This is a genomic window from Exiguobacterium sp. s28, assembly GCF_018618135.1.
GTDB lineage: Bacteria > Bacillota > Bacilli > Exiguobacteriales > Exiguobacteriaceae > Exiguobacterium > Exiguobacterium mexicanum_A.
In genome coordinates, this window is the sequence record NZ_JACSLL010000012.1 from 1 (window position 1) to 25,434 (window position 25,434).

The 25,434-nt window shown below is 54.9% G+C and carries 29 protein-coding genes; 28 read left to right on the top strand and 1 reads right to left on the bottom strand.

The window, feature by feature from the left end:
- Positions 1 to 177: 177 nt before the first annotated feature.
- From KNP78_RS11920 to KNP78_RS12015, 20 genes are all read left to right on the top strand, one after another.
- A complete protein-coding gene (locus KNP78_RS11920; RefSeq protein WP_034777319.1) occupies positions 178 to 378 on the top strand; it encodes a DUF2768 family protein in 201 nt (66 codons plus the stop codon).
- A gap of 3 nt (positions 379 to 381) precedes the next feature.
- Positions 382 to 1,092, top strand: a complete 711-nt coding sequence (locus KNP78_RS11925) for a hypothetical protein (protein ID WP_034777320.1) — start codon at positions 382 to 384, stop codon at positions 1,090 to 1,092.
- A 109-nt stretch (positions 1,093 to 1,201) separates the two neighbouring features.
- The gene (locus tag KNP78_RS11930; protein ID WP_021067196.1) at positions 1,202 to 1,474 is read left to right on the top strand and encodes an HU family DNA-binding protein; all 273 of its coding nucleotides are present in this window, start codon (positions 1,202 to 1,204) and stop codon (positions 1,472 to 1,474) included.
- Between the two features lie 127 nt (positions 1,475 to 1,601).
- Entirely contained in the window at positions 1,602 to 2,174 is a 573-nt protein-coding gene (locus KNP78_RS11935) for a heptaprenyl diphosphate synthase component 1 (protein ID WP_034777321.1), read from the top strand.
- A 20-nt stretch (positions 2,175 to 2,194) separates the two neighbouring features.
- Positions 2,195 to 2,896 (top strand): demethylmenaquinone methyltransferase, encoded by a 702-nt coding sequence (locus KNP78_RS11940; protein WP_034777322.1) that lies wholly within the window; start codon positions 2,195 to 2,197, stop codon positions 2,894 to 2,896.
- A gap of 3 nt (positions 2,897 to 2,899) precedes the next feature.
- Positions 2,900 to 3,862, top strand: a complete 963-nt coding sequence (locus tag KNP78_RS11945) for a polyprenyl synthetase family protein (RefSeq protein WP_034777323.1) — start codon at positions 2,900 to 2,902, stop codon at positions 3,860 to 3,862.
- Positions 3,863 to 3,953: 91 nt separating this feature from the next.
- Positions 3,954 to 4,370 carry a nucleoside-diphosphate kinase gene (gene ndk, locus KNP78_RS11950; protein WP_034777324.1) on the top strand — a complete coding sequence of 139 codons (417 nt, stop codon included), beginning with the start codon at positions 3,954 to 3,956 and terminating at the stop codon, positions 4,368 to 4,370.
- Positions 4,371 to 4,487: 117 nt separating this feature from the next.
- Positions 4,488 to 5,267 carry a CheR family methyltransferase gene (locus tag KNP78_RS11955; protein WP_034779832.1) on the top strand — a complete coding sequence of 260 codons (780 nt, stop codon included), beginning with the start codon at positions 4,488 to 4,490 and terminating at the stop codon, positions 5,265 to 5,267.
- A gap of 10 nt (positions 5,268 to 5,277) precedes the next feature.
- Positions 5,278 to 6,438 carry a chorismate synthase gene (gene aroC / locus KNP78_RS11960; protein ID WP_034777325.1) on the top strand — a complete coding sequence of 387 codons (1,161 nt, stop codon included), beginning with the start codon at positions 5,278 to 5,280 and terminating at the stop codon, positions 6,436 to 6,438.
- Positions 6,432 to 7,478, top strand: a complete 1,047-nt coding sequence (locus KNP78_RS11965) for a 3-dehydroquinate synthase (protein WP_034777327.1) — start codon at positions 6,432 to 6,434, stop codon at positions 7,476 to 7,478. The genes aroC and KNP78_RS11965 overlap by 7 nt, the downstream gene beginning before the upstream one ends.
- Before the next feature lies 1 nt (position 7,479).
- Complete coding sequence (aroA, locus tag KNP78_RS11970; RefSeq protein ID WP_034777329.1) at positions 7,480 to 8,730, top strand: 3-phosphoshikimate 1-carboxyvinyltransferase; 1,251 nt, start codon at positions 7,480 to 7,482, stop codon at positions 8,728 to 8,730.
- Positions 8,731 to 8,766: 36 nt separating this feature from the next.
- Positions 8,767 to 10,038 carry a tetratricopeptide repeat protein gene (locus KNP78_RS11975; protein WP_034777331.1) on the top strand — a complete coding sequence of 424 codons (1,272 nt, stop codon included), beginning with the start codon at positions 8,767 to 8,769 and terminating at the stop codon, positions 10,036 to 10,038.
- Between the two features lie 24 nt (positions 10,039 to 10,062).
- Positions 10,063 to 10,596 (top strand): ReoY family proteolytic degradation factor, encoded by a 534-nt coding sequence (locus tag KNP78_RS11980; protein ID WP_034777333.1) that lies wholly within the window; start codon positions 10,063 to 10,065, stop codon positions 10,594 to 10,596.
- Positions 10,597 to 10,764: 168 nt separating this feature from the next.
- On the top strand, positions 10,765 to 11,205 hold the full coding sequence (locus tag KNP78_RS11985; RefSeq protein ID WP_034777334.1) for a DUF2487 family protein: 441 nt from the start codon (positions 10,765 to 10,767) through the stop codon (positions 11,203 to 11,205).
- Between the two features lie 110 nt (positions 11,206 to 11,315).
- Positions 11,316 to 11,819, top strand: coding sequence for a QcrA and Rieske domain-containing protein (locus tag KNP78_RS11990; RefSeq protein ID WP_021067208.1), 504 nt, complete (start codon positions 11,316 to 11,318; stop codon positions 11,817 to 11,819).
- Positions 11,820 to 11,834: 15 nt separating this feature from the next.
- Positions 11,835 to 12,506, top strand: a complete 672-nt coding sequence (gene qcrB / locus KNP78_RS11995; protein ID WP_021067209.1) for a menaquinol-cytochrome c reductase cytochrome b subunit — start codon at positions 11,835 to 11,837, stop codon at positions 12,504 to 12,506.
- Between the two features lie 33 nt (positions 12,507 to 12,539).
- Positions 12,540 to 13,334 carry a menaquinol-cytochrome c reductase cytochrome b/c subunit gene (locus KNP78_RS12000; RefSeq protein WP_021067210.1) on the top strand — a complete coding sequence of 265 codons (795 nt, stop codon included), beginning with the start codon at positions 12,540 to 12,542 and terminating at the stop codon, positions 13,332 to 13,334.
- A 99-nt stretch (positions 13,335 to 13,433) separates the two neighbouring features.
- Positions 13,434 to 14,048: a DUF1405 domain-containing protein gene (locus KNP78_RS12005; RefSeq protein ID WP_034777335.1), complete on the top strand. Its 615-nt coding sequence runs from the start codon at positions 13,434 to 13,436 to the stop codon at positions 14,046 to 14,048.
- A 38-nt stretch (positions 14,049 to 14,086) separates the two neighbouring features.
- Positions 14,087 to 14,770 carry a zinc metallopeptidase gene (locus KNP78_RS12010; RefSeq protein ID WP_034777336.1) on the top strand — a complete coding sequence of 228 codons (684 nt, stop codon included), beginning with the start codon at positions 14,087 to 14,089 and terminating at the stop codon, positions 14,768 to 14,770.
- 59 nt (positions 14,771 to 14,829) lie between these two features.
- Positions 14,830 to 15,297 carry a GreA/GreB family elongation factor gene (locus KNP78_RS12015; protein ID WP_052090100.1) on the top strand — a complete coding sequence of 156 codons (468 nt, stop codon included), beginning with the start codon at positions 14,830 to 14,832 and terminating at the stop codon, positions 15,295 to 15,297.
- Between the two features lie 46 nt (positions 15,298 to 15,343).
- Here the strand turns inward: KNP78_RS12015 and KNP78_RS12020 are convergent, their stop codons facing one another.
- Positions 15,344 to 16,219 (bottom strand): YitT family protein, encoded by an 876-nt coding sequence (locus KNP78_RS12020; protein WP_034777338.1) that lies wholly within the window; start codon positions 16,217 to 16,219, stop codon positions 15,344 to 15,346.
- A gap of 111 nt (positions 16,220 to 16,330) precedes the next feature.
- Between KNP78_RS12020 and bshB1 the strand changes: the two genes are divergently transcribed.
- From bshB1 to dinG, 8 genes are all read left to right on the top strand, one after another.
- Positions 16,331 to 17,014, top strand: a complete 684-nt coding sequence (bshB1, locus tag KNP78_RS12025; RefSeq protein ID WP_034777339.1) for a bacillithiol biosynthesis deacetylase BshB1 — start codon at positions 16,331 to 16,333, stop codon at positions 17,012 to 17,014.
- Positions 17,011 to 18,132 (top strand): N-acetyl-alpha-D-glucosaminyl L-malate synthase BshA, encoded by a 1,122-nt coding sequence (gene bshA, locus KNP78_RS12030; RefSeq protein ID WP_034777340.1) that lies wholly within the window; start codon positions 17,011 to 17,013, stop codon positions 18,130 to 18,132. Before bshB1 ends, bshA begins: the two co-directional genes overlap by 4 nt.
- Positions 18,129 to 19,268, top strand: coding sequence for a CCA tRNA nucleotidyltransferase (locus KNP78_RS12035; RefSeq protein WP_034777341.1), 1,140 nt, complete (start codon positions 18,129 to 18,131; stop codon positions 19,266 to 19,268). The genes bshA and KNP78_RS12035 overlap by 4 nt, the downstream gene beginning before the upstream one ends.
- Entirely contained in the window at positions 19,241 to 20,203 is a 963-nt protein-coding gene (locus KNP78_RS12040; protein ID WP_214752773.1) for a biotin--[acetyl-CoA-carboxylase] ligase, read from the top strand. The genes KNP78_RS12035 and KNP78_RS12040 overlap by 28 nt, the downstream gene beginning before the upstream one ends.
- Positions 20,204 to 20,421: 218 nt before the next feature.
- The gene (gene panB / locus KNP78_RS12045; protein ID WP_138859551.1) at positions 20,422 to 21,258 is read left to right on the top strand and encodes a 3-methyl-2-oxobutanoate hydroxymethyltransferase; all 837 of its coding nucleotides are present in this window, start codon (positions 20,422 to 20,424) and stop codon (positions 21,256 to 21,258) included.
- Positions 21,255 to 22,085, top strand: a complete 831-nt coding sequence (gene panC / locus KNP78_RS12050) for a pantoate--beta-alanine ligase (RefSeq protein ID WP_214824547.1) — start codon at positions 21,255 to 21,257, stop codon at positions 22,083 to 22,085. The genes panB and panC overlap by 4 nt, the downstream gene beginning before the upstream one ends.
- A 5-nt stretch (positions 22,086 to 22,090) precedes the next feature.
- Complete coding sequence (gene panD, locus KNP78_RS12055; RefSeq protein WP_021067221.1) at positions 22,091 to 22,474, top strand: aspartate 1-decarboxylase; 384 nt, start codon at positions 22,091 to 22,093, stop codon at positions 22,472 to 22,474.
- A gap of 107 nt (positions 22,475 to 22,581) precedes the next feature.
- Positions 22,582 to 25,392 (top strand): ATP-dependent DNA helicase DinG, encoded by a 2,811-nt coding sequence (gene dinG / locus KNP78_RS12060; protein WP_214752775.1) that lies wholly within the window; start codon positions 22,582 to 22,584, stop codon positions 25,390 to 25,392.
- Positions 25,393 to 25,434 lie beyond the last annotated feature (42 nt).

Genomic DNA, 25,434 nt, shown 5'->3' on the forward strand with positions numbered 1-25,434 from the left:
ATGCGGCTCCCTGCTTGCCCCCAGAAAAGCGAGCTGTGCCCGGTCGGGCAAATAAAAAAGACTGCAGACAATGTTTTGTCTACAGTCTGGGGACTGACGTTTTCGTTCAGTTCCTTTGTTTTTTTTGCTACACTTATGTACGGAGAAAGAATTAAAGAGAAAGTCGAGGGGATAGACGTGACACCGTCACTCATCAAGATGTGGATTTCATTTGCGGGGATTGGAGCGTTTGCCATCGCCGCGCTTATGGTGGCAATCAGCCATACGAAGCTATCGGGATGGTTCGCGGCGCTCGTCCGCGTCATCGCATTCGTCATATTTTTATTTGGAACGATCATCATGATTTATGTGGTCGCTTCAGGACCGACAGGAGGATAACACGTGAAACGGATTTTGTTGGTCGCTAGTCTTTTGGCGGCGACCGTGCTCAGTGGATGTATGTTCCCGGACTCGAACCGGGTCGATAACGTGCCGTATGAAGATCAATTGACATCGGTCCAGACGGCCGTTGATTCGTTCAAAGAGACGACCGGTGTCTTGCCAATCAAAACGAAACCGGCTGAAACGCCTCTCATGGAGCGTTACCCGATCGAATTCGCCCGTCTCGTGCCTGGTTATTTGGCCGATCCGCCGGCGAACAGTTTCGAAGGGGGCGGCTTGTTCTTATACGTCCTTGTCGACGCCGAGACCGAGCCTACGGTCAAGCTCATTGATTTGCGCGTGACCGAACGGTTGCAAACGTTACAGACGAACATTAACGCCTTTCGGGCCAAAGAAGGGAAATTTCCGTTTGACGGGTCGGTCGGTAAGAATCAATTCACGATCGACTATGACCTCATCTTCGTCTCAGAAGAACCGACGGTCCCGAGTCCATACACCGATACCGAGTTGCCGATCTATGTCGACGGGACCGGGCAATTATTTGTCGATTACCGGACCGACCTCGAAGCCGCCCTTGAGAACACGGATGTAGAGCCGAAAGTCGGGGAAGACATTCGGTATTTGCTCTATAATGACTCCCCGTTCGCCCCTGCTTATTCGCAAGGGTACACGATTAATGAACAAGGTGAGGTCGAGTTTTTAAACAACTGATCGTCGGAACGGGTCGAATATGGGCTTTTCACTTAAAAAATGTTGTCATATCAACGTTTGTACGATATGATTAATCCCGTAAACTCCCTGTGAGAGGAGGTGAATCGTGATGAACAAAACTGAATTGATCCAAGCAGTTGCGGAGAAAGCCAACGTTTCGAAAAAAGAAGCTACACAAGTTGTAGAAGCTACATTCGAATCTATCACTGAAGCACTCCAAAACGGTGATAAAATTCAATTGATCGGTTTTGGTACTTTTGAAGTTCGTGAACGTGCTGCCCGTAAAGGCCGTAACCCACGTACGAAAGAAGATATCGAAATCCCGGCGAGCAAAGTTCCTGCCTTCAAAGCAGGTAAAGCGCTCAAAGATGCGGTCAAATAATGTGCAATACATAAGTCGCCGAAAGGCGGCTTTTTTTGTGGTGGAAAGCGAGTTCACATGGCGTGAATGTGACAAAAATGTGCTATACTATGTCAGAATGACAACGAAGAGGACGAGGGGGGATAGCATGGAACAGATGACATACGAAACCGTTGTCACCGACCTTGCTCGTCAAATCGAAGAACGCATGACCCATCCGTATTTGACGAGACACGAGATTGTACCCGCAGTCGACATGCCTTTACTTCGTTGGATGGTCGAGATGATTGAAATCGAATCGAATCAACAACGTCAGCTCGTGCTTGCGACGTATTTTGCGCACCAAGCGCTCGAACTGCACGATCAAGTAAAGGATAGTCCGAACGGATCGCTCGAGCGGCAATTGAAAGTGCTCGCCGGCGATTATGCCTCGGCTCAATTTTATAAAATTCTGGCCCTGTTTCCTGCCGACTATAGCAATCGCTTCGGCCGGACGGTTCAGCTCGTCAACGGGGCGAAATGTACACTTGCGTTAGACGCAGACGTACCTGTCACGACGTGGATGGAAGCGAACTTCGGATTGATCAAAACGTTTTCTGAAGTGATCGGTCAGGCTTACTTGACCGCATACGGAAAAACGATCATCGAACGAAAGGCGGCGGAACTGCGCCAAGAACAACGAGAACAGCTATCGACGCTCCTGGCGCACGCTGTCGCTTAGAACGGAAAGGATGTTACGTATTGCAACCGAAAGAAAAAGAGCAAAAAGTATATGACGTGTTTCAATCAATCTCACCGAGCTACGATACGATGAACTCGATCATCAGCTTCCGTTTGCATAAATGGTGGCGCAAAGCGACAATGCGTCGCATGCAAGTGTTCCCAGGGGCTAAATGTCTCGACGTCTGTTGCGGGACGGCTGATTGGACGATTCAACTCGCCGAGGCGGCCGGGAATACCGGTGTCGTCAAAGGTCTCGATTTCTCCGAGAACATGCTCGCGGTCGGACAAGAGAAAGTGGAAGAATATCCGACGATCGAACTCATCCATGGTAACGCGATGGCATTGCCGTTCGGCGATCACTCGTTCGACTATGTGACGATCGGTTTTGGTCTTCGCAACGTTCCGGACTATATGACGGTGCTCCGTGAGATGCACCGGGTGTTGAAGCCGGGTGGTACGGTCGTCTGTCTCGAGACGAGCCAACCGACGGCACCACTCTTCAGCGAGCTATACCGATTTTACTTTGGATCGGTCATGCCGCTGTTCGGTAAAGTGTTTGCCGGCTCGTATGATCAATATAAGTGGCTCCAAGAATCGACCGATCAATTCCCGGACCGGTTGACACTAAAACGGATGTTTGAGACGGCAGGATTCGAACAAGTCGAAGTGAAGGCGTTCTCCGGCGGTGCGTGTGCCATGCACTTAGGAAAGAAGTGGTGACCGATGTCTTTGAAGCGACTTTATCGCCACATGAACCGAGAGATTGAACAGATTGACCGGTTCTTGTCGACGCGAGTCCAAACCGATCATCCGGTCATCGAAGCGGCTTCGAAACAACTGTTAGACGCGGGTGGGAAGCGGATTCGGCCGGCGTTCGTCCTGCTTAGCGCCGGATTCGGACAGACGAAAGACATCCGATTGACGAAAGTGGCGGCGAGTCTAGAATTGATTCATATGGCCTCGCTCGTTCATGACGACGTCATCGATGACGCCACATTGCGCCGCGGCAAACCGACCGTCATGGAACGTTACGATGAACGGGTCGCGATGTACACCGGTAATACGTTGTTCGGTGAAGCGATTCGGCTCGTCTCTGAGATCGATTCCCCAGACGTGATGCAAATCATGGCTGATACGATGGAACTGATCTGTGTCGGGGAAATCAATCAAATCCAAGATCAATATGACTGGGCCCAGTCTCCGAAACGATATCTCGACCGCATCGCCCGCAAGACGGCGCTGTTGATCGAGACGAGTTGTGCGGCTGGTGCCGTCGTCTCGGGAGCCTCTCCTGACGTTGTCAAACAGCTGCGGTTGTTCGGCTATGATATCGGGATGGCGTTTCAAATGACGGACGACTTGCTCGACTTCACCGCAAAAAGTTTCCAACTCGGAAAACCGGTCGGTGAAGATTTGAAACACGGTCATAAAACGCTACCGCTCTTCTATTCAGCGGAAAATCCGGAATTTTTCGATCGGTTGCAACAAGTCAGTCATTCGTCTGATTATGCTTTGACGCACACGCTCGTTCGTGAAGTGCAACGCAACGGGACGCTCGAGCGGAGCCAACGGACGATCGACCGTTATGTGAACCGGGCGATCCGACGTCTTGACGGGTTACCGGACGTGGCCGACAAACGCTCCCTCATCGAGATTGCCGAGTACATCGGGAAACGAAAATGGTAATCGGCACCTTGTAAACCCTTTCAATAATGGTGATGACCGTGTAAACTAATAACGTACATGGTACACATATCGATTTAGGGGGATTAGGGGAATGGAAAAAACATTTTTAATGGTGAAACCGGATGGCGTGAAACGTGGATTGATTGGGGAAATCATCTCGCGCTTCGAACAAAAAGGCTATACGTTGAATCGTCTTGAATTGTTGACACCATCAGTGGAAGTTGCACAATCGCATTATGCGGAACATAAGGAAAAGCCGTTCTTTGGAGAGCTAGTCGACTTTTTAACGTCTGGTCCTGTTGTGGCGATGGAATGGGAAGGCGAGAATATCGTCGCCGTCTCTCGGTTGATGATCGGGAAGACGAACCCGCTTGACGCACAACCTGGAACGATTCGTGGCGACTTGGCCTCGACGATGTCACAAAACGTCATCCATGGTTCAGATAGCGTGGAGAGCGCAGAGCGTGAATTGTCACTCTGGTTCGCCACTGAAGCATCACACGTTTGATGACGATAAAAGGGACGGGGGCCTCCTGTCCCTTTTTATATTGGGATTGAAGCGCTCTCACTCGTTTTGGCACGACATGATCTAGGAGAAGAGAAAGAATTGAGGTTGGAACTGGTGATAAATGATTATGCCATCTTCGTTAAAAAGTTTTATTTGAAGTCAGGGATCGACTTGAATTTATATAAAGAGGCTCAGATGAAGCGGCGGATGATCGCGCTTCGTGAGAAGAAAGGGTATGCCACGTTCATCGAGTATTTCAAAGCGATGGAAGCGGATCGAGGATTGTACGATGAATTTTTAGATCGCATGACGATCAACGTGAGCGAGTTTTATCGGAACCCCGTCCGCTGGCAGCAGCTTGAGACGGATATCTTACCCGAGCTCATCCGAAAAAGCCAAGGCAAATTGCGTGTCTGGAGCGCGGCCTGTTCGACCGGAGAAGAGCCGTACTCGTTAGCGATGCTATTATCGAAACATTTGTCACCCGCCCAGTTCACGATCACGGCGACGGACCTAGATGATGTGGTGATCGAAAAAGCGAAGCAAGGCAAGTACCATGAGCGGGCGCTCGTCGACTTGCCCCCTGATTTTCGGCAGCGTTATTTCACTCGCCGTGGGGACGACTATTACATCACAGAAGACATCAAGAAATTGGTGACGTTTAAAAAACATAACTTGTTGGCCGACGTGTACGAGCGGAATTTTGATTTGATCGTCTGTCGCAACGTCTTGATTTATTTCACCGAGGAAGCGAAAGAGAAAGTTTATAAATCATTCCACCGTTCGCTTCGCCCGGGCGGGATCCTTTTCGTCGGAGGCACGGAGCAAATCTTTCAACCGAAACGGTATGGCTACAAGATGAAACAAAGTTTCTTCTACGAAAAATTTGAAGAGTGAGGTGGCGCACATGCGTTATTTGACGGCAGGAGAATCGCACGGTCCCGGACTCTCGATCATCATCGAGGGCGTGCCGGCCGGGCTTGAAGTCGACGTGCAGGCAATCAATGACGAGCTTGCCAAACGGCAATCGGGTTATGGACGCGGCCGGCGCATGCAAATTGAATCAGACCGAATCGAGGTGAGGGCCGGTATTCGTCACGGGGTGACGACAGGGGCCCCTATTTCGTTTTGGATCGAGAACAAGGACCATACCCATTGGCGGAACGTCATGCAGGCCGAACCGGTCGACGCGGATGTTGAAATCAAGCGTCGCGTCGTCCGGCCACGGCCGGGTCATGCCGACCTCGTCGGCGGACTGAAGTATGACCATCGCGACCTGCGAGACGTGCTCGAACGCTCGAGCGCTCGAGAGACGGCGGCCCGTGTCGCTGTCGGGGCACTTAGCAAGCAACTGCTCGCTGCGGTCGGCATGTCGCTCGTCAGCTATGTCAAAGTGATCGGTGGGGTCGAGGCCGATGCCTCATACGAGTCGCTCGACACGTTGCACGCCGCGATTGAGGCGTCGCCGGTCCGGACGATGGATGAGGCGGCAGGTCAGGCGATGATGCATCGAATCGACGAGGCGAAAGCTGCCGGTGATTCGCTCGGCGGTGTCGTCTGTACGGAAGTGCATGGCGTCATCCCGGGGCTCGGGTCGTATGTCCAATACGACCGAAAACTCGACGCGGCCATCGCCCGCGCCGTCATGAGCGTCAACGCCATCAAAGGCGTCGCGTTCGGGGATGGGTTCGAGATGGCTTATCGACCAGGGTCGGAAGTCATGGACCCGATCGCCTATGGCCCGGATGGTTATACGCGGCTGAGCAACCATCTCGGTGGTTTCGAAGGCGGGATGACGACGGGCATGCCGATCGTCTGTACAGCTGTGATGAAACCGATTCCGACGCTTTACAAACCGCTCCAATCCGTCGATATCGACACGAAAGAACCGTTTCTCGCGCAAATCGAACGGAGTGACGCCTGCGCCGTCCCAGCCGCCTCGCTCGTCGTGGAGGCCGTCGTCGCGTTTGAGCTCGCCCGCGAGTTATGCGAGACGTTCGGACATGACACGGTCAACCGGATCCAGTCACGTGTCGCCGCATACCGAGAGGAGATTCGGACGTGGTGACGCTCCATGTGAACGCCTCGACCCCGTACGACGTCACAATTGAACGAGGGGACGCCTGGCTCGACCGCGTCCCTTACTTCTCGTGCTCCACCGTCTGGGTGGTCACAGATGAGACGGTCGACCGGTTGCACGGAAGTGCGTTCCGGGACCGGCTCGCGCATAAACATCGGAACGTCGTCTGGTCGGTCGTCCGCCCGGGTGACGGCTCGAAGTCGCTCGACACGATCGAACGGCTCGTCACGGACGGATTGACGGGCGGTTGTGACCGGGATACGCTCGTCGTGGCATTCGGAGGTGGCATGGTCGGGGATTTAGCCGGCTTTTTAGCGAGCGTCTATATGCGCGGTGTGCGTTACATACAAGTGCCGACGACGATTCTCGCGCATGACTCGGCCGTCGGCGGGAAAGTCGCGGTGAACCATCCGCTCGCGAAAAATGCGATCGGTGCCTTCTATCAACCGGCGGGCGTCCACTATAACGTGGACCGTCTCGAGACGTTGTCCGTTCGGGACGTCTTGAGCGGGCTCGGTGAATTGATTAAGCACGCCTATCTGTCACGTTACGTCCTCGGTCACTCGTTCGAGGCCGAGTTGTTCACGGCTTTGGCACAAGGACCGCTCGATTGGGAAACATGGCTCGCACGAGGGATCGAAGTGAAGCGATTAGTCGTCGAGGCCGATGAACGCGAACAAGGCGTGAGGGCGTGGCTGAATTTCGGTCATACGTTCGGCCATGCGTTGGAGTCGGCTGAGGCATACCGGTTGTCGCACGGGGAAGCGATTCTCTACGGGATGGTGTACGCCTTCCTCGTCTCGGGCGACGAGAAGCGGGCCGAAACCCTCGCTTCATTCATGAAGCGGGAAGGCATCACAACGGTCAACTGGCAATCGTTTGACACGTATCTCGCAGGCATGGGACACGATAAAAAGAATCGGGACGGCCAGATCCGCTTCGTCTTGCTCGGCGCTGAGGTGACCGTTGCGAGCGTCACGGCCGAGCGACTCGCTGGAGCGTTCCATCAAATGAAAGGGTGGTTTTGACATGGGATTGAATGGATTCATACGGGTACCGAGTGACAAGTCAATCACGCATCGCGCTCTTTTGTTCGGGGCCATGGCGACCGGGGAGACGACGATTTATGATCCACTCCTTGGGGAGGATTGCCGGTCGACGCTCGAGGCGATTCGGCGGTTAGGAGCGGACATCATCGAAGAGCCGGACCGCCTCCTCATCACGGGGGCGAAGACGCTCACATCGGCCGAACTCGATTGCGGGAACTCGGGCACGACGATGCGTCTTTTGGCAGGGCTTCTCGCCGGTTACGATGGGGAGTTCACGCTTACCGGAGACGCCTCGCTCTCAAAACGTCCGATGCGTCGGGTGACGGACCCGCTCCGACAAATGGGCGCGGACCTCGACGGGGAGTTCGCCCCGATCCGAATTCACGGCCGGACGCTGGCGGGCATCGATTACACGTTGCCTGTCGCGAGCGCGCAAGTGAAGTCAGCGGTCCTGCTTGCGGGACTTCGTGCGACCGGACCGACGATCGTGCGCGAGCCCGTCTTATCGCGGGACCATACGGAACGCATGCTGCCTTTGTTCAGTGGGCAATTGGACATCACGGCAGAGGACGGTGTCCGAACGATCCGGTTAGCTCCATCCGTGCTCAAAGGGACCACGGTGGCCGTTCCGGCCGATCCATCTTCGGCTGCCTTTTGGTGGGCCGGGGCGGCGCTCGTCTCGGGCAGTCGCGTCACGACGACCGACGTCTGTTTGAACGAGACACGAATCGGATTTTTACGCACGCTCGAACGGATGGGTGTGAAGACGGAAGTGACGAACGTTCGCATGCTCGGGGAAGAGTCAGTCGGCGACGTGACAGTGTCGACGAGTACACTTCACGGCATCCGTTTGGACGGGGACGCCATCCCGCACCAAATTGATGAATTGCCGTTGTTCGCTCTCGTCGCGTCGCAAGCGACGAGTCCGTCATCGGTCCGGGACGCGGGCGAACTCCGAGTGAAAGAGACGGACCGGATTCAGACGGTCGTGCACGAACTCTCGGCACTCGGGGTCGATGTGCGCGAAACCGAGGACGGATTTGACGTCTATCCGAGCCGGTTGCACGGGGGTCATGTCTCCTCGCACGGGGATCATCGCTTGGCGATGATGCTCCAAATCGCAGACTTATTGACGACGGACCGTGTGACGATTGAACACGTCGAGGCAGCTGATGTAAGTTACCCACGATTCCGTGACGATTTACAACGCCTCGGCCGTGAGATAGAATAACGTCAATACGAGTAGCCGGTAGGAGGAATTATAAACATGTTAGACGAAATAGAATTGAATCATATTATTGAGATGCTCGAGAAAGGTGAGACCGAGCATGCCCTCATGCATCTCGAGTCGCTCGAGAAGGAAGGGTCGGATGAAGACCGTCTGGCCATCGCTGACATCTACCTCGAACTCGGGCTCGCCGATCGGGCCGTGAACGTACTCGCGGCACTCTACGTCGACTACGCGGGCAATCCGCACGTCGCCTTGTCACTCGCCGAGGCCTACTTGGACAGCGACCGGGAAGAAGAGGCGATCGCCGTCCTCGAAAAGATTGATACGACAGACAAGGAAGCGCATATGCGCAGCCTCGTCTTGCTCGCTGATCTCTATCAATCCCAAGGGTTGGATGAGGTCGCGGTGAAGAAATTGATGGAGGCGCTTGAGGCGAATCCAGACGAACCGCTCCTCATCTATGGCCTAGCCGAATTGTATGCGTCGATCGGTTCATTCGAACAGGCGGTCCCGCTCTATGCCCGTCTGCCGCACTTGCGCTTGCCGGAAGAACTCGACTATCAGGCGGACTACGCCGAGGCGCTCACGATGATCGGCTCGTTCGAAGAGGCGCTCGATGAGTATGAGAAAGCAAACGATCGCAACTTGAATACCGTGTTCGGTCACGCGATGACCGCCCATCGCATCGGTCGCGATGAAATCGCCGTGAAGCAGTTCGAGTCACTCCGGGCGATGGACCCGGACTTCACGTCGCTCTACTTGCCCTATACGGAAGCGCTCGACGCGCTCGGCCGCTTCGAAGAGGCATTGGATGTGATCGATCAGGGAATCGACCGTGACGACTACAACGACGAGTTGCGGACGGTGAAGGCGAAGCTGTTCTTGAAGCAAGGGCGGACGGACGAGGCGGTCACGGAACTCCGGGAAGCGCTCGCGCTGAACCCGGAATCGCTCCAGGCGACCGAGCTCCTCTTATCAGTCTTATTCGAATCGGGTGACATGGAGGCCGTCCTCGAGACGATCGACACGCTCGAAGAGCATTCGACGTCCCCGCTCATGACCTGGTACAAAGCGAAGGCGGCCTATGAACTCGAGGACTACAATCAAGCCGTCACGTTATACGGGTCGATCGAGCAAGTTTATAAAGAGGACGTGTCATTTGCCATCGAATGGGCTACACTATTGATAGAAGAAGGACAGCGTGCCGAAGCGCAACGAGTGCTCGAGCAAACGCTTGCGCTCACCGTCGATGTCGACGACCGCCAAGTTCTGGAGGAGCGGCTCGAACGGTTGACGGACCACGATTAATCGATACAAAGGAGATGGGGTCATATGGTCGAGCGGAAAAAGATGTTCTTAAAGCGATTCCTCGCTCATCATACGCTTCGCAAACGAGAAGCCAAGTGGATTATCGACTACTGGCTCAGACATCCAGAAAAACTCGGGAACGTTCATTTCGTCACGAACGCCTCGGTCTCACCGCGTAGCCTGATCATGACGGCGTACGGTTTTGACGGGGAACCGTTCCGTTACCGCCGGGGTGACCTCATCACGGTCAATCCCGAGAAGGCGTATCACGACATCCGGCTCCATGACGGCGCCATCTACGTGGAGCTCAACTTCCAAGGGATGATGATCGACGAAATGTGGATCGACATCGTTGAATTGAACCCGTTCGAACCCGTGGCCGAACTTAAGGATGAAGTGACGACGTCCGCGCAAACGGTCATTCGGGCCTCGGTCGCCCAGTTCGAGGAAGAACGTCTGCTCGTCGAAATCGACAAGGCGCTCGACCGGCGTGACGAGAAATTGTTCCGCAATTTGACGAGTCAGCTGCATCAAGTGCGAGCCTCAAAATTATTTTAATAAAAACAAGCGCTTCCGTTATGGTCGGCGCTTGTTTTTTGGTATATTAATGACGTAGGAATACACAATAATTTCACATTTCGTTCATAAGTTTCGCATAGGGAACGTTTGTAGGTACGCTACAATGGACATGATGATGATGTATGTCTGGAGGAGAGGAGGAGGAAGATGAGGTTCGATGGCATAGACGCGATGAAATCGCTGACAGAACGCCAATACGTCGACACGCTCGTCGTCCCACTCGTCGAACTGGCGTTTGATGAGGACATGGTGCGAAAAGCCGAAGGGAACGAAGTCATTCAGGCGGTGGCACTTGAGACCGAACGGCAACTGTCGGGACGGACGATGCTCAGCCCGACACTTAGTTACGTCGACGTGGACGCTGGCCGGGCGACGGCAGAAGCGGTACTCACGAAGGCGGTGTCCTCTGGGTTTTCCCACGTGTTGTTCATCTCCTCGGATTTGCGTTTCAAAGCGTCTGAACTGCCGATTATGTTTGTTCCGCCGCTTGCTTTAAAAGGCATGTCCGGCGAGCAGTCGCACACGATGGTTCAAAATTTTGCGACGCAAGTCATTACCGAGCTTTCGAGCCGTTGGATGGCGACATGAAGCGGTTGACGTGGAGGTTTTATTGATATACTATTTTGTTGAGTGAGAAATTTTTGTGAAGAATGCATAAAGAATTATGGGGTTATGCACACGAATGAGGGGGGAACGAAATGGCTCAAAATGGGTCAAAAGTCACACGCCGTCAGTTCTTAACGTATACGTTGACTGGTGTAGGTGGCTTTATGGCGGCAACATTGATCAGTCCGATGGTCAACTTTGCGATCGATCCGGTCTTAAAAAAATCGGGAGCGGGCGATAAAGTAAAAGTCATCAGTCTCGACGACATCACGACTGAGCCGCAACGTGTCGACTTTAAGAAACAAACGCAAGATGCTTGGTATGAATTTGAAGAAACGCTTTCGGCGTGGGTATTTAAAGATGAGAGCGGCGAGATCATCGCCTTGTCTCCGATCTGTACGCACCTCGGCTGTCAAGTAGGATATGGTGGAGACCCGACTCGACCGACAGAGTTCTTCTGCCCGTGTCACTTCGGTCGCTATGAGAAAGATGGAACGAACATTCCTGGTACGCCTCCGACTGCACCACTTGCACGCTACGAAAAAGAAGAAAAAGACGGCTTCCTATACTTGGGCAGTCCAGTCGCACAGTTGTGAGAGGGGGAATAGTCGATGTTACAAAAAATTTATGATTGGGTCGATGAACGCGTCGACATCACGCCGTTATGGCGCGACATCGCTGACCATGAAGTTCCAGAACACGTCAACCCTGCCCATCACTTTTCAGCATTTGTTTATTGCTTCGGCGGTCTGACGTTCTTCACGATCGTGATTCAAATTCTGTCAGGGATGTTCTTGACGATGTACTACGTACCAGACATCATCAACGCGCACGCGTCGGTGTACTATTTACAAAACGAGATCGCACATGGACAAATCGTTCGTGGGATGCACCACTGGGGCGCATCGGTCGCCATCGTCATGTTGTTCTTACATACGCTCCGCGTATTCTTTACCGGATCGTATAAGAAACCGCGCGAACTCAACTGGGTCGTCGGTGTTCTCTTGTTCTTCGTCGTCTTGGCGCTCGGTCTTACAGGGTACTTGTTGCCGTGGGATATGAAAGCGTTGTTCGCGACGAAAGTTACGCTTCAAATTGCCGAGAGTGTCCCGGTCATTGGTGGCATTGCCAAGACGCTTCTCGCCGGTGGTGAGATCGTCGGCGCACGGACGCTCACGAACTTCTTCGCCATTCACGTCTTCTTCTTACCGGCGGCCTTGTTCGGACTCCTCGGAGCCCACTTCTTGATGATTCGTAAACAAGGGATTTCAGGACCGCTATAAGCCGATTCGAAGATATAAAGGGGGAGAAACGATATGCATCGCGGTAAAGGGATGAAATTTGTAACCGACTCTCGAGTAGGAATCTCGAATCGGAAACAAAATATTGCAAAAGACTATTCTGAATACCCAGGACGCACTGAGGCGTTCTGGCCGAACTTCTTGTTGAAAGAGTGGATGGTCGGTTCGGTCTTCTTGATCGGATTCATCGCCTTGACGATCGTCGAGGCACCACCGCTCCAAAACATCGCCGATCCAACGAACACGTCTTACATTCCGTTACCGGACTGGTATTTCTTGTTCTTGTATCAATTGCTCAAATACCAATTCGCAGCAGGGGACTGGATTCTTCTTGGGACGGTCATCTTGCCAGGGGTCGCTTTCACGGCGCTCTTGATCGCACCATGGCTCGACCAAGGACTCGAACGCCGTCCGGCGAAACGTCCGGTCGCCATCAGCTTCATGCTTCTCGGCGTCTTGTCGATTTTCTACTTGACGTGGGAATCGGTTCAAACGACACATTGGGATCAAGTGCATGAACAAGGAATCTTGGAAGTACCGGGCGAGGGCCCTGAAATCGATACGGCCGCACCAGGTTACGAGATTTACTCGGCGCAGTCATGTGTGAACTGTCACGGTCAGAACCTAGAAGGCGGGGCAGCAGCTCCTGCACTCGTCGGCACTCAGTACACGGCCGAAGAGATCGCGGATATCGCGGTCAACGGTGTCGGTACGATGCCGGCCGGCCAATGGGACGGTTCGGATGAGGACCTCCAAGCCATGTCTGAATTCATCGCTTCATACGGTGAAGGCGGAGAAAACAACCAATAAACGATTGGTTCAAGAAGTGTGACCCGTCAAACGGGCCACACTTCTTTTTACTTTCGTTTCGTTGCGCTACAATGAAGAAAAAAAGGATGGAATACTCGAATGATACATATGTTGCGCCCGATCCTGACACACCGGCTCGTGTTAGGACTACTCTTTCTCATCAATCTGCTCGGCACGATCTACGGGTACGTCTGGTATGAGCCCCAGCTTCGCGATACGCCGCTCATCTATTGGCCGTTCGTACCGGACAGCCCGACGGCCTCGCTCTTCTTCACGATTGTGCTCGGCCTATGGCTCGCCGGAAAGAAGTCGCCGCTCATGGAGACGCTCGCCTTCGTGACGCTCATCAAGTATGGGGTGTGGGCCGTCATCATGAACCTCTTGTTCTTGCGAGAACTCGGTCCGGACGCCGAGACGTTCACCGTGCTCATGGCCGTCATGCTGATGGTGTCGCACGGAGCGATGGCGTTCCAGGCGCTGTTGTATGCACCGTTCATGACATGGACGGTTCGTTCGTTCGTTTTGACGCTCGTCTGGGTCGTCCACAATGACGTCGTCGATTATGTGCTCGGCCAATGGCCGCGCTATCCGTCGCTCGCCGAGCATATCGCCTGGATCGGCTACGGTTCGTTCTGGTTGACGGGAATATGTTTTTTTATGGGATACCACCTCATCCTGCGCACTTCACTTGATAATAAGTTCATAAGAATGTAAAATCAGGGTATCAAATACACGCAGAGGTGATAGAGAACATGTCATTAGGTGGCTATATTTTCTATCTTGCACTGATTATGCTCATCCCATTATGGGCCCAGATGCGAGTGAAAAGTACGTACAAAAAATTTCTTCAACAACCGATTCAAAGCGGCGTCACCGGCGCCCAAGTCGCTGACTTCATCATGAAACAAAACGGCGTCAACAACGTCCGCATCGAGATGGTCGACGGACTAATGAGTGACCATTACGATCCGGTCAATAAAGTCGTCCGTCTCTCACGTGAAGTGTATCAAGGCTCGACAATCTCATCGGCTGCGATTGCGGCCCACGAGATCGGCCACGTCATTCAAGATGCGACCGACTATAAGATGATGCGTGTCCGTCACCGGCTCGTGCCGGTCGTGAACATCACGTCGAACTTGTCGTTCCCGCTTCTCTTAGGTGGTTTCTTGCTCGGCGCGATGGGCCTCGCCCAACTCGGTGTCGTCATGATGCTCGGGGCGGTCGTGTTCCAACTCGTCACACTCCCAGTCGAATTCGATGCCTCGAAACGGGCCATGGCTGAACTGACGAGCCACGGAATCGTCACGGCAACCGAAGAGTCGGGTGCGCGCAAAGTGCTCAACGCGGCAGCATGGACGTACGTGGCGGCAACGCTCGTCGCCGTCGCCGAATTGATCCGCTTGGCACTCATCGTCTTCATGCCACGTGATGAGTAGAATCAACGGTCCCGTCTCGCGACGGGACTTTTTTTATCATGTTTGGAAAGGGGACCGAGATGTCAAAACCACAGTTGACGAAGGCGGGTCGTCTGCGTCTGATCGAACAACTCGAGACGCTTCGCATCGAGGGTCGGCGTGAAGCGCTCGAACGTGTCAAGGCGGCCCGGAAATTTTGTGACTTTCGAGAAGATGTGACGTACTTTGACGCAGTGCGTGAACAAGAGCGCATCGAGACGAAAATCATCGAACTAGAGCGAACGCTCGCCGATGCCGTCGTCGTGGAAGAGGAAGCGACTGCCGGAAAAGTTGGGTTCGGTGATACGGTGACGTTGCGAGAACTGCCGGATGGTGACACCGAGACGTACCAAATCGTCGGCGAGCTCGAGGCCGATCTGGCAAACGGGTCGATCTCCGCGACGTCACCGCTCGGTAGCGGTTTGATGGGAGCTGCCGTCGGTCAAACCGTCTCCATCGCTTCACCGGGCGGCACGCTCACGTTTGAGATCGTCCGCATCGAACGATAATGAAACAACGCCCCGTTCATTCGAACGGGGCGTTGTGCGTCGTGACTTATTTCAAAGGAATCCGGTTCTCATCGAACGTGAACCCTTCGCCGCCGACCTCATAAACGTGGTGGAACGTGACGAAAGCGTGCGGGTCGATCTGTTTGACGATCGTCTTCAACCGGTTCACTTCGTTCCGCCCGACGACGACGTAGAGGACTTCAAGTTCCTTGTTCGAATAGCCGCCTTTGGCGAGAAGACGGGTCGTCCCGCGGTTCATCGTGGCGTGGATGCCGTCGGCGATGGCCGTGCGATGGTCGCTGATAATCATAGCGGCTTTCCCGGCATACGTCCCTTCCTGCATCGAGTCGATGACGCGGGCCCCGACATAGACGGCGAGGAGCGTATACATCGCCTCGCGAATATCGAGATACGTCAAACTGAGGACGATGACGAAAAAGTCGAACACGAGGAACGTCTTGCCGATTGACCAGCCGACGTAACGTTGCACGAGCCGGGCAATGATGTCGACGCCTCCGGTCGTACCGCCGTTATTGAAGATGATCCCAAGACCGACACCGATGAACAGGCCGGCGAACAAACTCGCGAGCACCATGTCGTCCGTCAAATCGATGACGAGGTTTGAGTACTTGGCAATGAGGGCGTACCAGAGCGAGAAGCTGAACGTCCCGATGAGCGTGTAGATGAACGTCGTCCGCCCGAGCAGCTTATAGCTGACGAAGAAGAGCGGGATGTTGAGCGCCAAGTTCGTGATCGATGGCGACCAATCGAACAAGCCCCGCAGAATCAAGGTGATGCCTGTGAAGCCGCCTTCCGCCAAGTTGTTCTGGACGTTGAAGTGGTAGACACCGAACGCAAAAATAAAGGAACCAATCAAAATGAAGAATATATTGCGAAACCGAATCGGTAATTGTACCGTCATCTGGTTCACCTCCCATCTAGTAGCGTACTCGAAAAACCTCTCGATTGCCTACCCTGAACATATGACAATCGAGACGGAGTCCGATATACTTTTCACAGAAGAGGTGATTTTATGAAAATAGTAGCAATTGGGGCCCATCCGGACGACATTGAGATCGGCATCGCCGGTATGACCGCCCAATGGACCGAGGACGGGGTCGAGGTCCTATACGTCGATTTGACGAGAGCCGAACTGTCATCGAACGGGGACGTCGTCACCCGGGGGAAAGAAGCCGAAACGGCCGACCGTGTGCTCGGTATCCGGCGTGTGAACCTCGGTTTTCCGGACCGGGGTTTGACAGGGGGCAATGAACAAGTCGAGGCGCTCGTCCGTTTGATTCGGACCGAACGTCCGACACATGTCTTCTATCCATACGGCGTCGACCGCCATCCTGACCACGGGGCTTGCGCCCGACTCGTCGAGGAGGCGCTCTTTAACGCGGGAATCCGTAAATTTATGCCGGACGTCGCCGCGTATCGACCGTCGAGCGTCTATCAATATATGATTAACGCCCATACGACGCCTGACGTCTGCATCGACATCACGGCGACGATCGAACATAAACTAAACGCTTTACGGGCTTATGCCAGTCAGTTCACACCGGTCGACGGTGTGGCGACGCCGCTCACGGACGCCTATCTCGATCGGGTGTTGGCACGGGAACGTCATTTCGGCAGTTTGATCGGTACGGAGTACGCCGAAGGGCTCATGACGACCCGTCCGTACGTTGTCATGAAGGCGGGTGAGCTCGCATGAGACTACGCATCGGGGTCCTTTGTTATCCGTCGGTCGGAGGTTCGGGCATACTCGCCACCGAGCTCGGCATGAAACTCGCCGACCGGGGGCATGACGTTCATTTCATCACGTCGAGCATCCCGTTCCGACTGAACGCCTACCATCCGAATATCACGTTCCACCAAGTCGAGATCAACCAGTACTCGGTGTTCCGCTATCCGCCGTACGACATCACGCTCGCCTCGAAAATCGCGAGCGTCATCCAGGCGTTCGGCCTTGATGTCATTCATGCCCACTACGCGGTGCCGCACGCTGTCTGTGCCGCCCTCGGCCGCGAGATGGCCGGGACGAAGACGCCGATCGTGTCGACGCTCCACGGGACCGATATCACCGTGCTTGGGGAAGACGAAGAACTCAAGCCGGCCATCCTTTATGGGTTGCGCCAATCGAACGCGATCACGGCCGTCTCGGACAGCTTGAAACAAGAGACGCTCGAGCGGATCGGGTCCGATTTGTCGATTGACGTCATCCATAACTTTATCGATGAGGCCGTCTATCAACCGCAGGCCGATACGTCGCTTCGCGAACGATACGGTTTATCGGAACAGGACCGGGTCGTCATCCATATCTCGAACTTCCGGCAAGTGAAGCGAATCGACCTCGTGCTCGAATCGTTCCAGCAAATGAACGTGCCGCACAAAAAACTGCTCCTCGTCGGTGACGGTCCACTCATGGGAGCGATGCGCCGCCTCGTGAGCGAGATGGGGCTCGAAGAGCAAGTCATCTTCGCCGGGAAGCAAGAGCAAGTGGCGGCACTTCTATCGATGTGCGACGTCCATATCCTGTTGTCGGACAAAGAGGCGTTCGGCCTCGTCGCTCTCGAGGCGATGGCGACGGGTGTGCCGTCGGTCGTCAGCGATGCGGGCGGATTGCCGGAAGTCATCACCGACGGCGTGGAAGGGTTCGTCGTCAAACGCGGCGACGCGCCCGCGGCGACGAAAGCGCTCGAAGCGATCTTGCTCGACCACGAGCTCCATGCGCGCTTCCGTGCGAACGGGCTCGAGCGGGCCAAACAGTTTGCCTCGGCCGATATCGTCACGGCGTATGAATCGCTTTATGAACAGGTGGTGGGCCGATGACGGAATGGGAATACGCCAAACGAATCATCGAGACGATCAACGCCCACGGTGGCGAAGCGTACATCGTCGGGGGTGCCGTCCGTGACTATATGCTCGGTACGCTTCCGGATGATATCGATATCGCCACGTCGCTCTTCCCGGACGAAGTCATGCGCTTGTTCCCGAAATCGGTACCGACCGGGATTGACCACGGCACGGTGACGGTCATCCTCGACCATCATCCGTTCGAAGTGACGACGTTCCGCTCGGAAGGGACGTACTCGGACTCGAGACGACCCGACCATGTTTCGCTCGGCGTCTCGCTTGAAGAAGATATGAAACGGCGTGACTTCACCATGAACGCGATGGCGTTTCACGACGGCAACGTCGTCGACTTGTTCGGCGGACGGATGGACCTCGAGGCACGTGTCATCCGGACCGTCGGCAGCCCCTACGAACGCTTCAGCGAGGACGCGCTCCGCATCATGCGGGCGTTCCGCTTCATGGCCCAGCTCGATTTCCGGCTCGACGAAGACGTGCAACGGGCCTCACGCGAACTCGGCCATAAACTGCAGGACATCGCGATGGAACGGGTCGCCATCGAGTTCGAGAAGTTGATGATGGGCCCGGCATACCGAAAGGCGCTCGCGACGATACTTGACCTCGGCATCCATCAATATTTGCCGAACGTCACGGAGACGCTCATCCGCCGTGTCATCGCCGACAAGCGGACCCCGGTCGACCCGGTCGGGGGGTGGGCGTTGTTCGTCTATTATGCTGACGCCACCGATTGGCTGACACCGTGGAAACGCTCGAACGCACTGAAGCGGGAGGCGGGCGTGCTCGCGCGTCTGTTCGACAGCGGGCTCGACACGTTCACCATCTATGAGACGACGCCGGAGACGTTAGCGACATACTTGCGGATGTCCGGACGAAGCGAGACGGCCGAACAGTTGAAGCGGCAGTTGCCGATCCAGTCGCGTCGGGAACTCCGATTCGATGGTCGCGATGCGCTACATCTCGGTGCCCGGGGACCGCTCATCAAACAGCTGCTCGCCCACGTTGAGCGGCTCGTGCTCATTGGCGAGCTCGCCAATGAGCCGGAATCGTTACGAAAGGAGGCCGAACAATGGCTTCGACACGCGGAAAAGTCTTAAATCTGTTGCAGGACGGGGCCGTCTGGAGCGGTCAAGAGTTGGCCCGCCAATTAAATATTTCACGTACCGCTATTTGGAAGCATATCGAGACGTTAAAACAAGACGGGTATGCGATTGAAACGATTCCTCGAAAAGGGTATCAATTGTTCGGCCAGACCGACCGGCTCGATGAACCGGCGTTCGTATCGTTCCGAAAAGGGCGGTTCGGACAAGTCGTCCATGCGTTTGAGCAAATCGACACGACCCAACGCATCGCCCATGAATTGGCGCAAAAGGGCGTCCTCGAAGGAACGCTCGTCATCAGCGAAGAGCAGACAGCGGGCCGAGGCCAACTCGGCCGGAACTGGTATAATCCGAGCCACGTCAATATCGCGGCGAGCGTGATTTTGCGGCCGGCGTTGCCGATTCGAGACGCCTCGAAGCTGACGCTCATGGCGGCGAGCGCGTTCGCGCGCGCCCTGCACGCGCAAGGCATCCCGGCCACCATCAAATGGCCGAACGACTTGTTGCTAAACGGGAAAAAAATCGGCGGCATCTTGACCGAGATGCAGACGGAGGGTGACCGGATTCAAGCCGTCATCCTCGGCTTCGGGATGAACGTCAACAGCGAGGTCATCCCGGAAGAGCTCGCGCATCGGGCAACATCGATCAAACTCGAGACGAATCAGACGCATCGCAGAAGCGAGCTGCTTGCCAACTTACTCGCCGAGCTTGAAAGCGAATATGACTTGTTCCTTGAGTCTGGGTTCGGCCCTGTGCGCAAGCATTGGCTCGAGCATGCCGCTTATCTGAACGAATCGATCACGTTGACGGCGTCAGGTAAGCCGAGGTATGGAACGATGCGCGGTATTTCGGAAGAAGGCGCACTCCTTTTGGAACAAGAAGGAATCATCGAGCCGATTTATTCGGCGGAGATCGCAGTTTGGAATGATTGATGGAAACGGGTTCGTGGTCTATAATGATTGTGCCGGACGCTATCGCTCGCGAAGTGTACCGGAACTGCAGACCGCCACTCTATATTTTGTCTGCCTTGATCATTTTGACAGGGACAGAAGGACACTCAACTACTTGAGATCGTTTTCGTGCGCCTTCTTACCATTCGTGTAGGAAGGCGTTTTTTGTAACCTGTCTCCACATTTAGGAGGAGAACCATATGCACACGATGACTTCGTTATTGAAGAAGATGAAGCAAGAAGAGAAATTGGTCATGTTGACGGCCTACGATTATCCGTCGGCGAAACTGGCCGAGGCAGCAGGGGTCGACATCATTTTAGTCGGGGACTCGCTCGGAATGGTCGTGCTCGGCTACGATTCGACAATCCCAGTGACGACCTCCGACATGGTCCACCATGCCAAGGCCGTGCGCCGCGGGGCACGGAACACGTTCGTCGTCGTCGACATGCCGTTCGCGACATACCATGGCGACTTCGACCGCACGCTTCAAGCGGCCGCGACGTTATTCCAAGACGGTCAGGCCGATGCCATCAAACTTGAAGGGGCCGGTGAGGTGCTCGAGACGATTGAACGTCTGACGAAAGTCGGTATGCCGTGTGTGGCCCATCTTGGCCTCACCCCACAATCGGTCGGTGTACTTGAAGGCTATAAAGTACAAGGGAAATCGCTCGAGGATGCCGAACAGTTGATCGCCGACAGTCTCGAGGCCGAAAGGGTCGGTGCGAAGATGCTCGTTCTCGAGTGTGTGCCGCACCAATTGGCCAAAAAGATTGCCGAGGCACTTACAATCCCGGTCATCGGCATCGGTGCCGGTGCCGACGTGGACGGTCAAGTGCTCGTCTATCACGATATCTTGAAATATGGCGTCGACCGTCTGCCGAAGTTCGTCGAGGCGTATGCTGATGTGAACGAGGTCGCGACGACGGCAATCCGCAATTATGTCGAGGCGACGAAAGACGGCTCGTTCCCGCTCGAACGGCACACGTTCACGATGGATGAGTCGTTGCTCGACACGCTCTACGGGGGCAAGGCATGAACATCGTCACGACACCACATGACTTACAGAAACTGTTGACCGACGCCGGGACGATCGGTTTCGTCCCGACGATGGGTTATTTGCATGAAGGGCATCTCAGTCTCGTCGAGGCGGCCAGGTCAGAGAACGACCTCGTCGTCATGAGCATTTTCGTCAACCCGACCCAGTTCGGTCCGAACGAGGACCTCGACCGCTATCCGCGTGATTTCGAGCGTGACGAGGCGCTCGCCCGCGAGGCGGGTGTCGACGTCTTGTTCTACCCGAACACGGAGACGATGTATCCGCTCGACATGGCTCGCGTCACGGTACGTACCGGCGCAGATGTCCTCTGCGGAGCGAGCCGGCCCGGTCATTTCGATGGCGTTTTGACCGTTGTGTCCAAGCTGTTCAACTTGGTCCGTCCGACGCGTGCTTATTTTGGTTTGAAGGACGCGCAACAAGTCGCCTTGATCGAAGGATACGTCCGTGACTATTTCGTCCCGGTCGAGATTCGACGCTGTCCAATCATCCGTGAAGAATCAGGTCTCGCCAAGTCGTCCCGGAACGTCTATTTGTCGGAGACGGAGAAGGCGGATGCAAGTGACATCAATCGGGCATTGGCTGAAGCAAAGGATGCGCTTGTACAAGGCAAAACGATTCAAGATGTGAAAGCACATCTCGAGGAACGTCTGAAGAACATCCCAAACAGTACGATCGACTATGTCGAGATCAAAGACTACCCGACGTTGACCGAGGTGACCTCCGCGTCGACCGAACTATTGATTGCCGTAGCGGTGCAGTTCGAACGGGCCCGCTTGATTGATAATGTGATTTGGAAGAGAGGATGAATCCAATGATTCGAACATTTATGCACGCGAAACTACACAAAGCGACCGTCACCGAGGCGAACTTGCATTACGTCGGTTCAATCACAATCGATGAAGATTTGATGGACGCGGTCGGCATCATGGAAAACGAACATGTGCACATCACGAACAACCATAACGGAGCTCGTATCGAGACGTATGTCATCAAAGGAGAACGAGGTTCGGGTGTCGTCTGTCTGAACGGGGCAGCGGCCCGCCACTTCCAAGTCGGAGATGTCGTCATTATCATGGCGTACGGCCAAATGACGGCCGAGGAAGCGAAACAGCATCGTCCGAAAGTCGCCGTCTTGAACGAACGGAACGAGATCGATCAACTTCTTTATGAAGAGATCGCCCATACGATTCTATGAAACGAGCGGGGATGTCCGATAGAGGCATCCCCGTTTTTTCGTGTATCGTTCTATGGTAAGATGAGACAGACAGAAAGCACGAGCGTGCCGAAGATGGGATGGATGTTATGGACACCTATGTGATAGTGGATTTGGAGACGACTGGTCATTCCGTCAAGTCCGGCGACGAACTGATTGAATTTGCGGCGGTGGTCGTTCAAGGGAGTGAAGTGATTGAGCGCTACAGTACCTTGATTCGCCCGAGTCGCCCAATCCCGCCTTTTATCACGCAGTTGACGACGATCACGAACCAAGACGTGGCGGAAGCCCCGACGTTTGAGGAAGTGATCCCAGATATATGGAAGATGCTCGATGGGCGAATATTCGTCGCCCACAACGTGTCTTTCGATTTGAATTTTTTAAATGAAAGCCTCGAGCAAGCCGGGTACTTGCCGTTCCAAGGGCGAGCGATCGATACGGTCGAGCTGGCCCGGATCCTATACCCGACGCTTGAGAGCCATGCGCTCGAGTCGCTCGCCGAGACGTTTGATCTCGTGCATACTGACGCGCACCGGGCGCTCAGCGATGCCGAAGCGACGGCAGAACTGTTCATTCGTTTGATTGAACGGTTGCGCGCCTTACCACTCGTGACGTTACAACAGTTACGACGCCTGTCCGAGTCGTGGACGAGCAACGTCGAACCGCTCCTCGACGAGTTGATTCTTGAGGTCGGGATCCGAGCCGACGATGAGACGACGTTCGATATTCATCGGAAAATCGCACTCCGACGTCTCGTCGATACATTCGAACCCGCTGTCGAACGCGAACCGTTCGAGCCGTTTCTTCACCGGACAATCGAAGAGACGCTTCCGGCGCTATTCGGTCAATTTGAACCGCGTCAAAGCCAGTTCGAGATGATGCGACACGTCTATAAGGCGCTCGACGACGAGGCGACGCTGTTGATCGAGGCGGGTACGGGGACCGGAAAGACATTGGCGTATTTGATTCCGAGCGCACACCACGCCCTCGAGACGAAGCGCCCGGTCGTCGTCAGCACACATACGATTCAGTTGCAAGAACAGTTGTTGAATCGAGATTTACCAATCTTAAAAGCGATTTTCCCTGAAATCGAGTTCACACTTTTGAAAGGGAGACGCAACTACATCGACCTCCGAAAGTTCGAGATGATTCTCGAAGAAACGAATGACGGGCTGCTCCCGGCGATGTGCAAAGCGATGGTCCTCGTCTGGTTGACCGAGACCGAGACGGGGGACTTGGAAGAGTTGTCATTGCCCGGTGCGGCGTCACAAGGGCCGGCCTCGTTCAAACGGCTGATCCAGGCCGATGCAGCCTCTGACTTCGGTCGCTTCGACCCTTGGTATAGCCGTGACTTCTTCACCCGGGCCGTCTTGCGCTCGAAAGAGGCCGATATCATCGTGACGAACCATGCTTTGTTGTTCTCTGATTTGCAACACCAGGCTGGGATTCTCCCGACCGATACGCCACTCGTCTTGGACGAGGCGCATCAAGTCGAGGAAGTCGCGTCGCATCACTTCGGAGTCACGTTTGACGCGATTCAATTTGACCGCCTGTTCAAATGGTTCGGCTACGGTGCCGACGGCAAGTTTCATTCGCGCGTGCTCGGGCTCGCCGATTTGACGTCCGTCTCGGAAGAGGCGGAGGCGTTCAGCAAAGCGACCGATCAAGCACTCGCCCGCGTCGACGATGAGCTGAACGATTTGCTCACGGCGCTCCAGTCGCTCGGGAAAAAGCGGGAGCAACGTCAAACCGTCCGCTTCGAGCGGGAAGGGGAACCGTTCCGACCGATTCGTGAAGTGGCGAAACGGCTCGAGGACCGACTGCGCACGTTACGGACGACATTGCGACAACTGCACCGTCTCCTCGATGAGCATAAAGAGCATATGACGTTCAAACAACGGGCCGTGCTCGGTGATTTGAAGGCATTCATCGGCGACGTGCGCGATATCGAGAGCGTCCTCTACGAGACGATGCTCACGCGGGACGACGATGCCGTCAGTTGGGTTGAGCTCAATCTGGCTAATCGCAAGTTGACCTCGGTGTACACCCAGCCGGTCGAGATCGGACCGCTCCTGCATGAGCGGCTGTTCGCCAAACGGCCGACCATTCTGACGTCTGCGACGATGACCGTCTCAGGACGATTCGGCTTCATCGAGCGGCGTCTCGGACTCGATGGGGAAAACGTTCGCCGCGTCGTCCTGGCGTCACCGTTTGATTTCAAGAAGCAAGCGAAACTGTTCGTGCCGTCCGACATCCCGCTCATCAACGAAGTTCCGTTGCCGCGGTTCGTCGAGCAGATCGCGGACTCGATCGCCCAAATCGCCAACGTGACGAAAGGACGGATGCTTGTCTTGTTCACGTCGAACGAACTGTTGCGTTTGACGCACGAGGCTGTCAAAGACCAATTGGATGAGGCGTACACGCTCCTCGCCCAAGGGGTCAGCGGCGGATCGCGAAGCCGCTTGACGAAACAGTTCAAGCGGATCGACCAGTCGATTTTGTTCGGAACGGCAAGCTTTTGGGAAGGGGTCGATATTCCAGGCGAGGCACTCACCTGCCTCATCATCGTCCGGCTTCCGTTCGCGCCGCCCGACCAGCCGGTCATGCAGGCTCGGTCCGAGAAGATCGAGGCGACCGGTAAATCGTCTTTCTTTGAACTATCGCTTCCGCAAGCGGTCATCCGCTTCAAGCAAGGGGTCGGTCGCCTGATCCGTTCGAAAGAGGATTATGGCGCCATCTTCGTCTTCGACCGTCGCGTCGAGACGACGCGTTACGGCAAGCAGTTCATCAACAGTCTACCATCCGTCGATCGAATTGACGGACCGCTCGAGACCGCACTCGCTGAACTTGAGCTGTTTTTAGACGAGAAAGAGAAGACCGGGCTAGGAAATCAGAGATAACGCTAGGCATCGTGAAATTATCGCTTTATAATAATGGGTATA

What these genes read in the sequence shown, in the direction of transcription:
- KNP78_RS11930 (WP_021067196.1), top strand. Translation starts at nt 1,202, where the DNA reads ATGAACAAAACTGAATTGATCCAAGCAGTTGCGGAGAAAGCCAACGTT.
- KNP78_RS11935 (WP_034777321.1), top strand. Translation starts at nt 1,602, where the DNA reads ATGGAACAGATGACATACGAAACCGTTGTCACCGACCTTGCTCGTCAA.
- KNP78_RS11945 (WP_034777323.1), top strand. Translation starts at nt 2,900, where the DNA reads ATGTCTTTGAAGCGACTTTATCGCCACATGAACCGAGAGATTGAACAG.
- ndk (WP_034777324.1), top strand. Translation starts at nt 3,954, where the DNA reads ATGGAAAAAACATTTTTAATGGTGAAACCGGATGGCGTGAAACGTGGA.
- aroC (WP_034777325.1), top strand. Translation starts at nt 5,278, where the DNA reads ATGCGTTATTTGACGGCAGGAGAATCGCACGGTCCCGGACTCTCGATC.
- aroA (WP_034777329.1), top strand. Translation starts at nt 7,480, where the DNA reads ATGGGATTGAATGGATTCATACGGGTACCGAGTGACAAGTCAATCACG.
- KNP78_RS11975 (WP_034777331.1), top strand. Translation starts at nt 8,767, where the DNA reads ATGTTAGACGAAATAGAATTGAATCATATTATTGAGATGCTCGAGAAA.
- KNP78_RS11980 (WP_034777333.1), top strand. Translation starts at nt 10,063, where the DNA reads ATGGTCGAGCGGAAAAAGATGTTCTTAAAGCGATTCCTCGCTCATCAT.
- KNP78_RS11985 (WP_034777334.1), top strand. Translation starts at nt 10,765, where the DNA reads ATGAGGTTCGATGGCATAGACGCGATGAAATCGCTGACAGAACGCCAA.
- KNP78_RS11990 (WP_021067208.1), top strand. Translation starts at nt 11,316, where the DNA reads ATGGCTCAAAATGGGTCAAAAGTCACACGCCGTCAGTTCTTAACGTAT.
- qcrB (WP_021067209.1), top strand. Translation starts at nt 11,835, where the DNA reads ATGTTACAAAAAATTTATGATTGGGTCGATGAACGCGTCGACATCACG.
- KNP78_RS12000 (WP_021067210.1), top strand. Translation starts at nt 12,540, where the DNA reads ATGCATCGCGGTAAAGGGATGAAATTTGTAACCGACTCTCGAGTAGGA.
- KNP78_RS12005 (WP_034777335.1), top strand. Translation starts at nt 13,434, where the DNA reads ATGATACATATGTTGCGCCCGATCCTGACACACCGGCTCGTGTTAGGA.
- KNP78_RS12010 (WP_034777336.1), top strand. Translation starts at nt 14,087, where the DNA reads ATGTCATTAGGTGGCTATATTTTCTATCTTGCACTGATTATGCTCATC.
- KNP78_RS12015 (WP_052090100.1), top strand. Translation starts at nt 14,830, where the DNA reads ATGTCAAAACCACAGTTGACGAAGGCGGGTCGTCTGCGTCTGATCGAA.
- KNP78_RS12020 (WP_034777338.1), bottom strand. Translation starts at nt 16,219, where the DNA reads ATGACGGTACAATTACCGATTCGGTTTCGCAATATATTCTTCATTTTG.
- bshB1 (WP_034777339.1), top strand. Translation starts at nt 16,331, where the DNA reads ATGAAAATAGTAGCAATTGGGGCCCATCCGGACGACATTGAGATCGGC.
- bshA (WP_034777340.1), top strand. Translation starts at nt 17,011, where the DNA reads ATGAGACTACGCATCGGGGTCCTTTGTTATCCGTCGGTCGGAGGTTCG.
- KNP78_RS12035 (WP_034777341.1), top strand. Translation starts at nt 18,129, where the DNA reads ATGACGGAATGGGAATACGCCAAACGAATCATCGAGACGATCAACGCC.
- KNP78_RS12040 (WP_214752773.1), top strand. Translation starts at nt 19,241, where the DNA reads ATGGCTTCGACACGCGGAAAAGTCTTAAATCTGTTGCAGGACGGGGCC.
- panB (WP_138859551.1), top strand. Translation starts at nt 20,422, where the DNA reads ATGCACACGATGACTTCGTTATTGAAGAAGATGAAGCAAGAAGAGAAA.
- panC (WP_214824547.1), top strand. Translation starts at nt 21,255, where the DNA reads ATGAACATCGTCACGACACCACATGACTTACAGAAACTGTTGACCGAC.
- panD (WP_021067221.1), top strand. Translation starts at nt 22,091, where the DNA reads ATGATTCGAACATTTATGCACGCGAAACTACACAAAGCGACCGTCACC.
- dinG (WP_214752775.1), top strand. Translation starts at nt 22,582, where the DNA reads ATGGACACCTATGTGATAGTGGATTTGGAGACGACTGGTCATTCCGTC.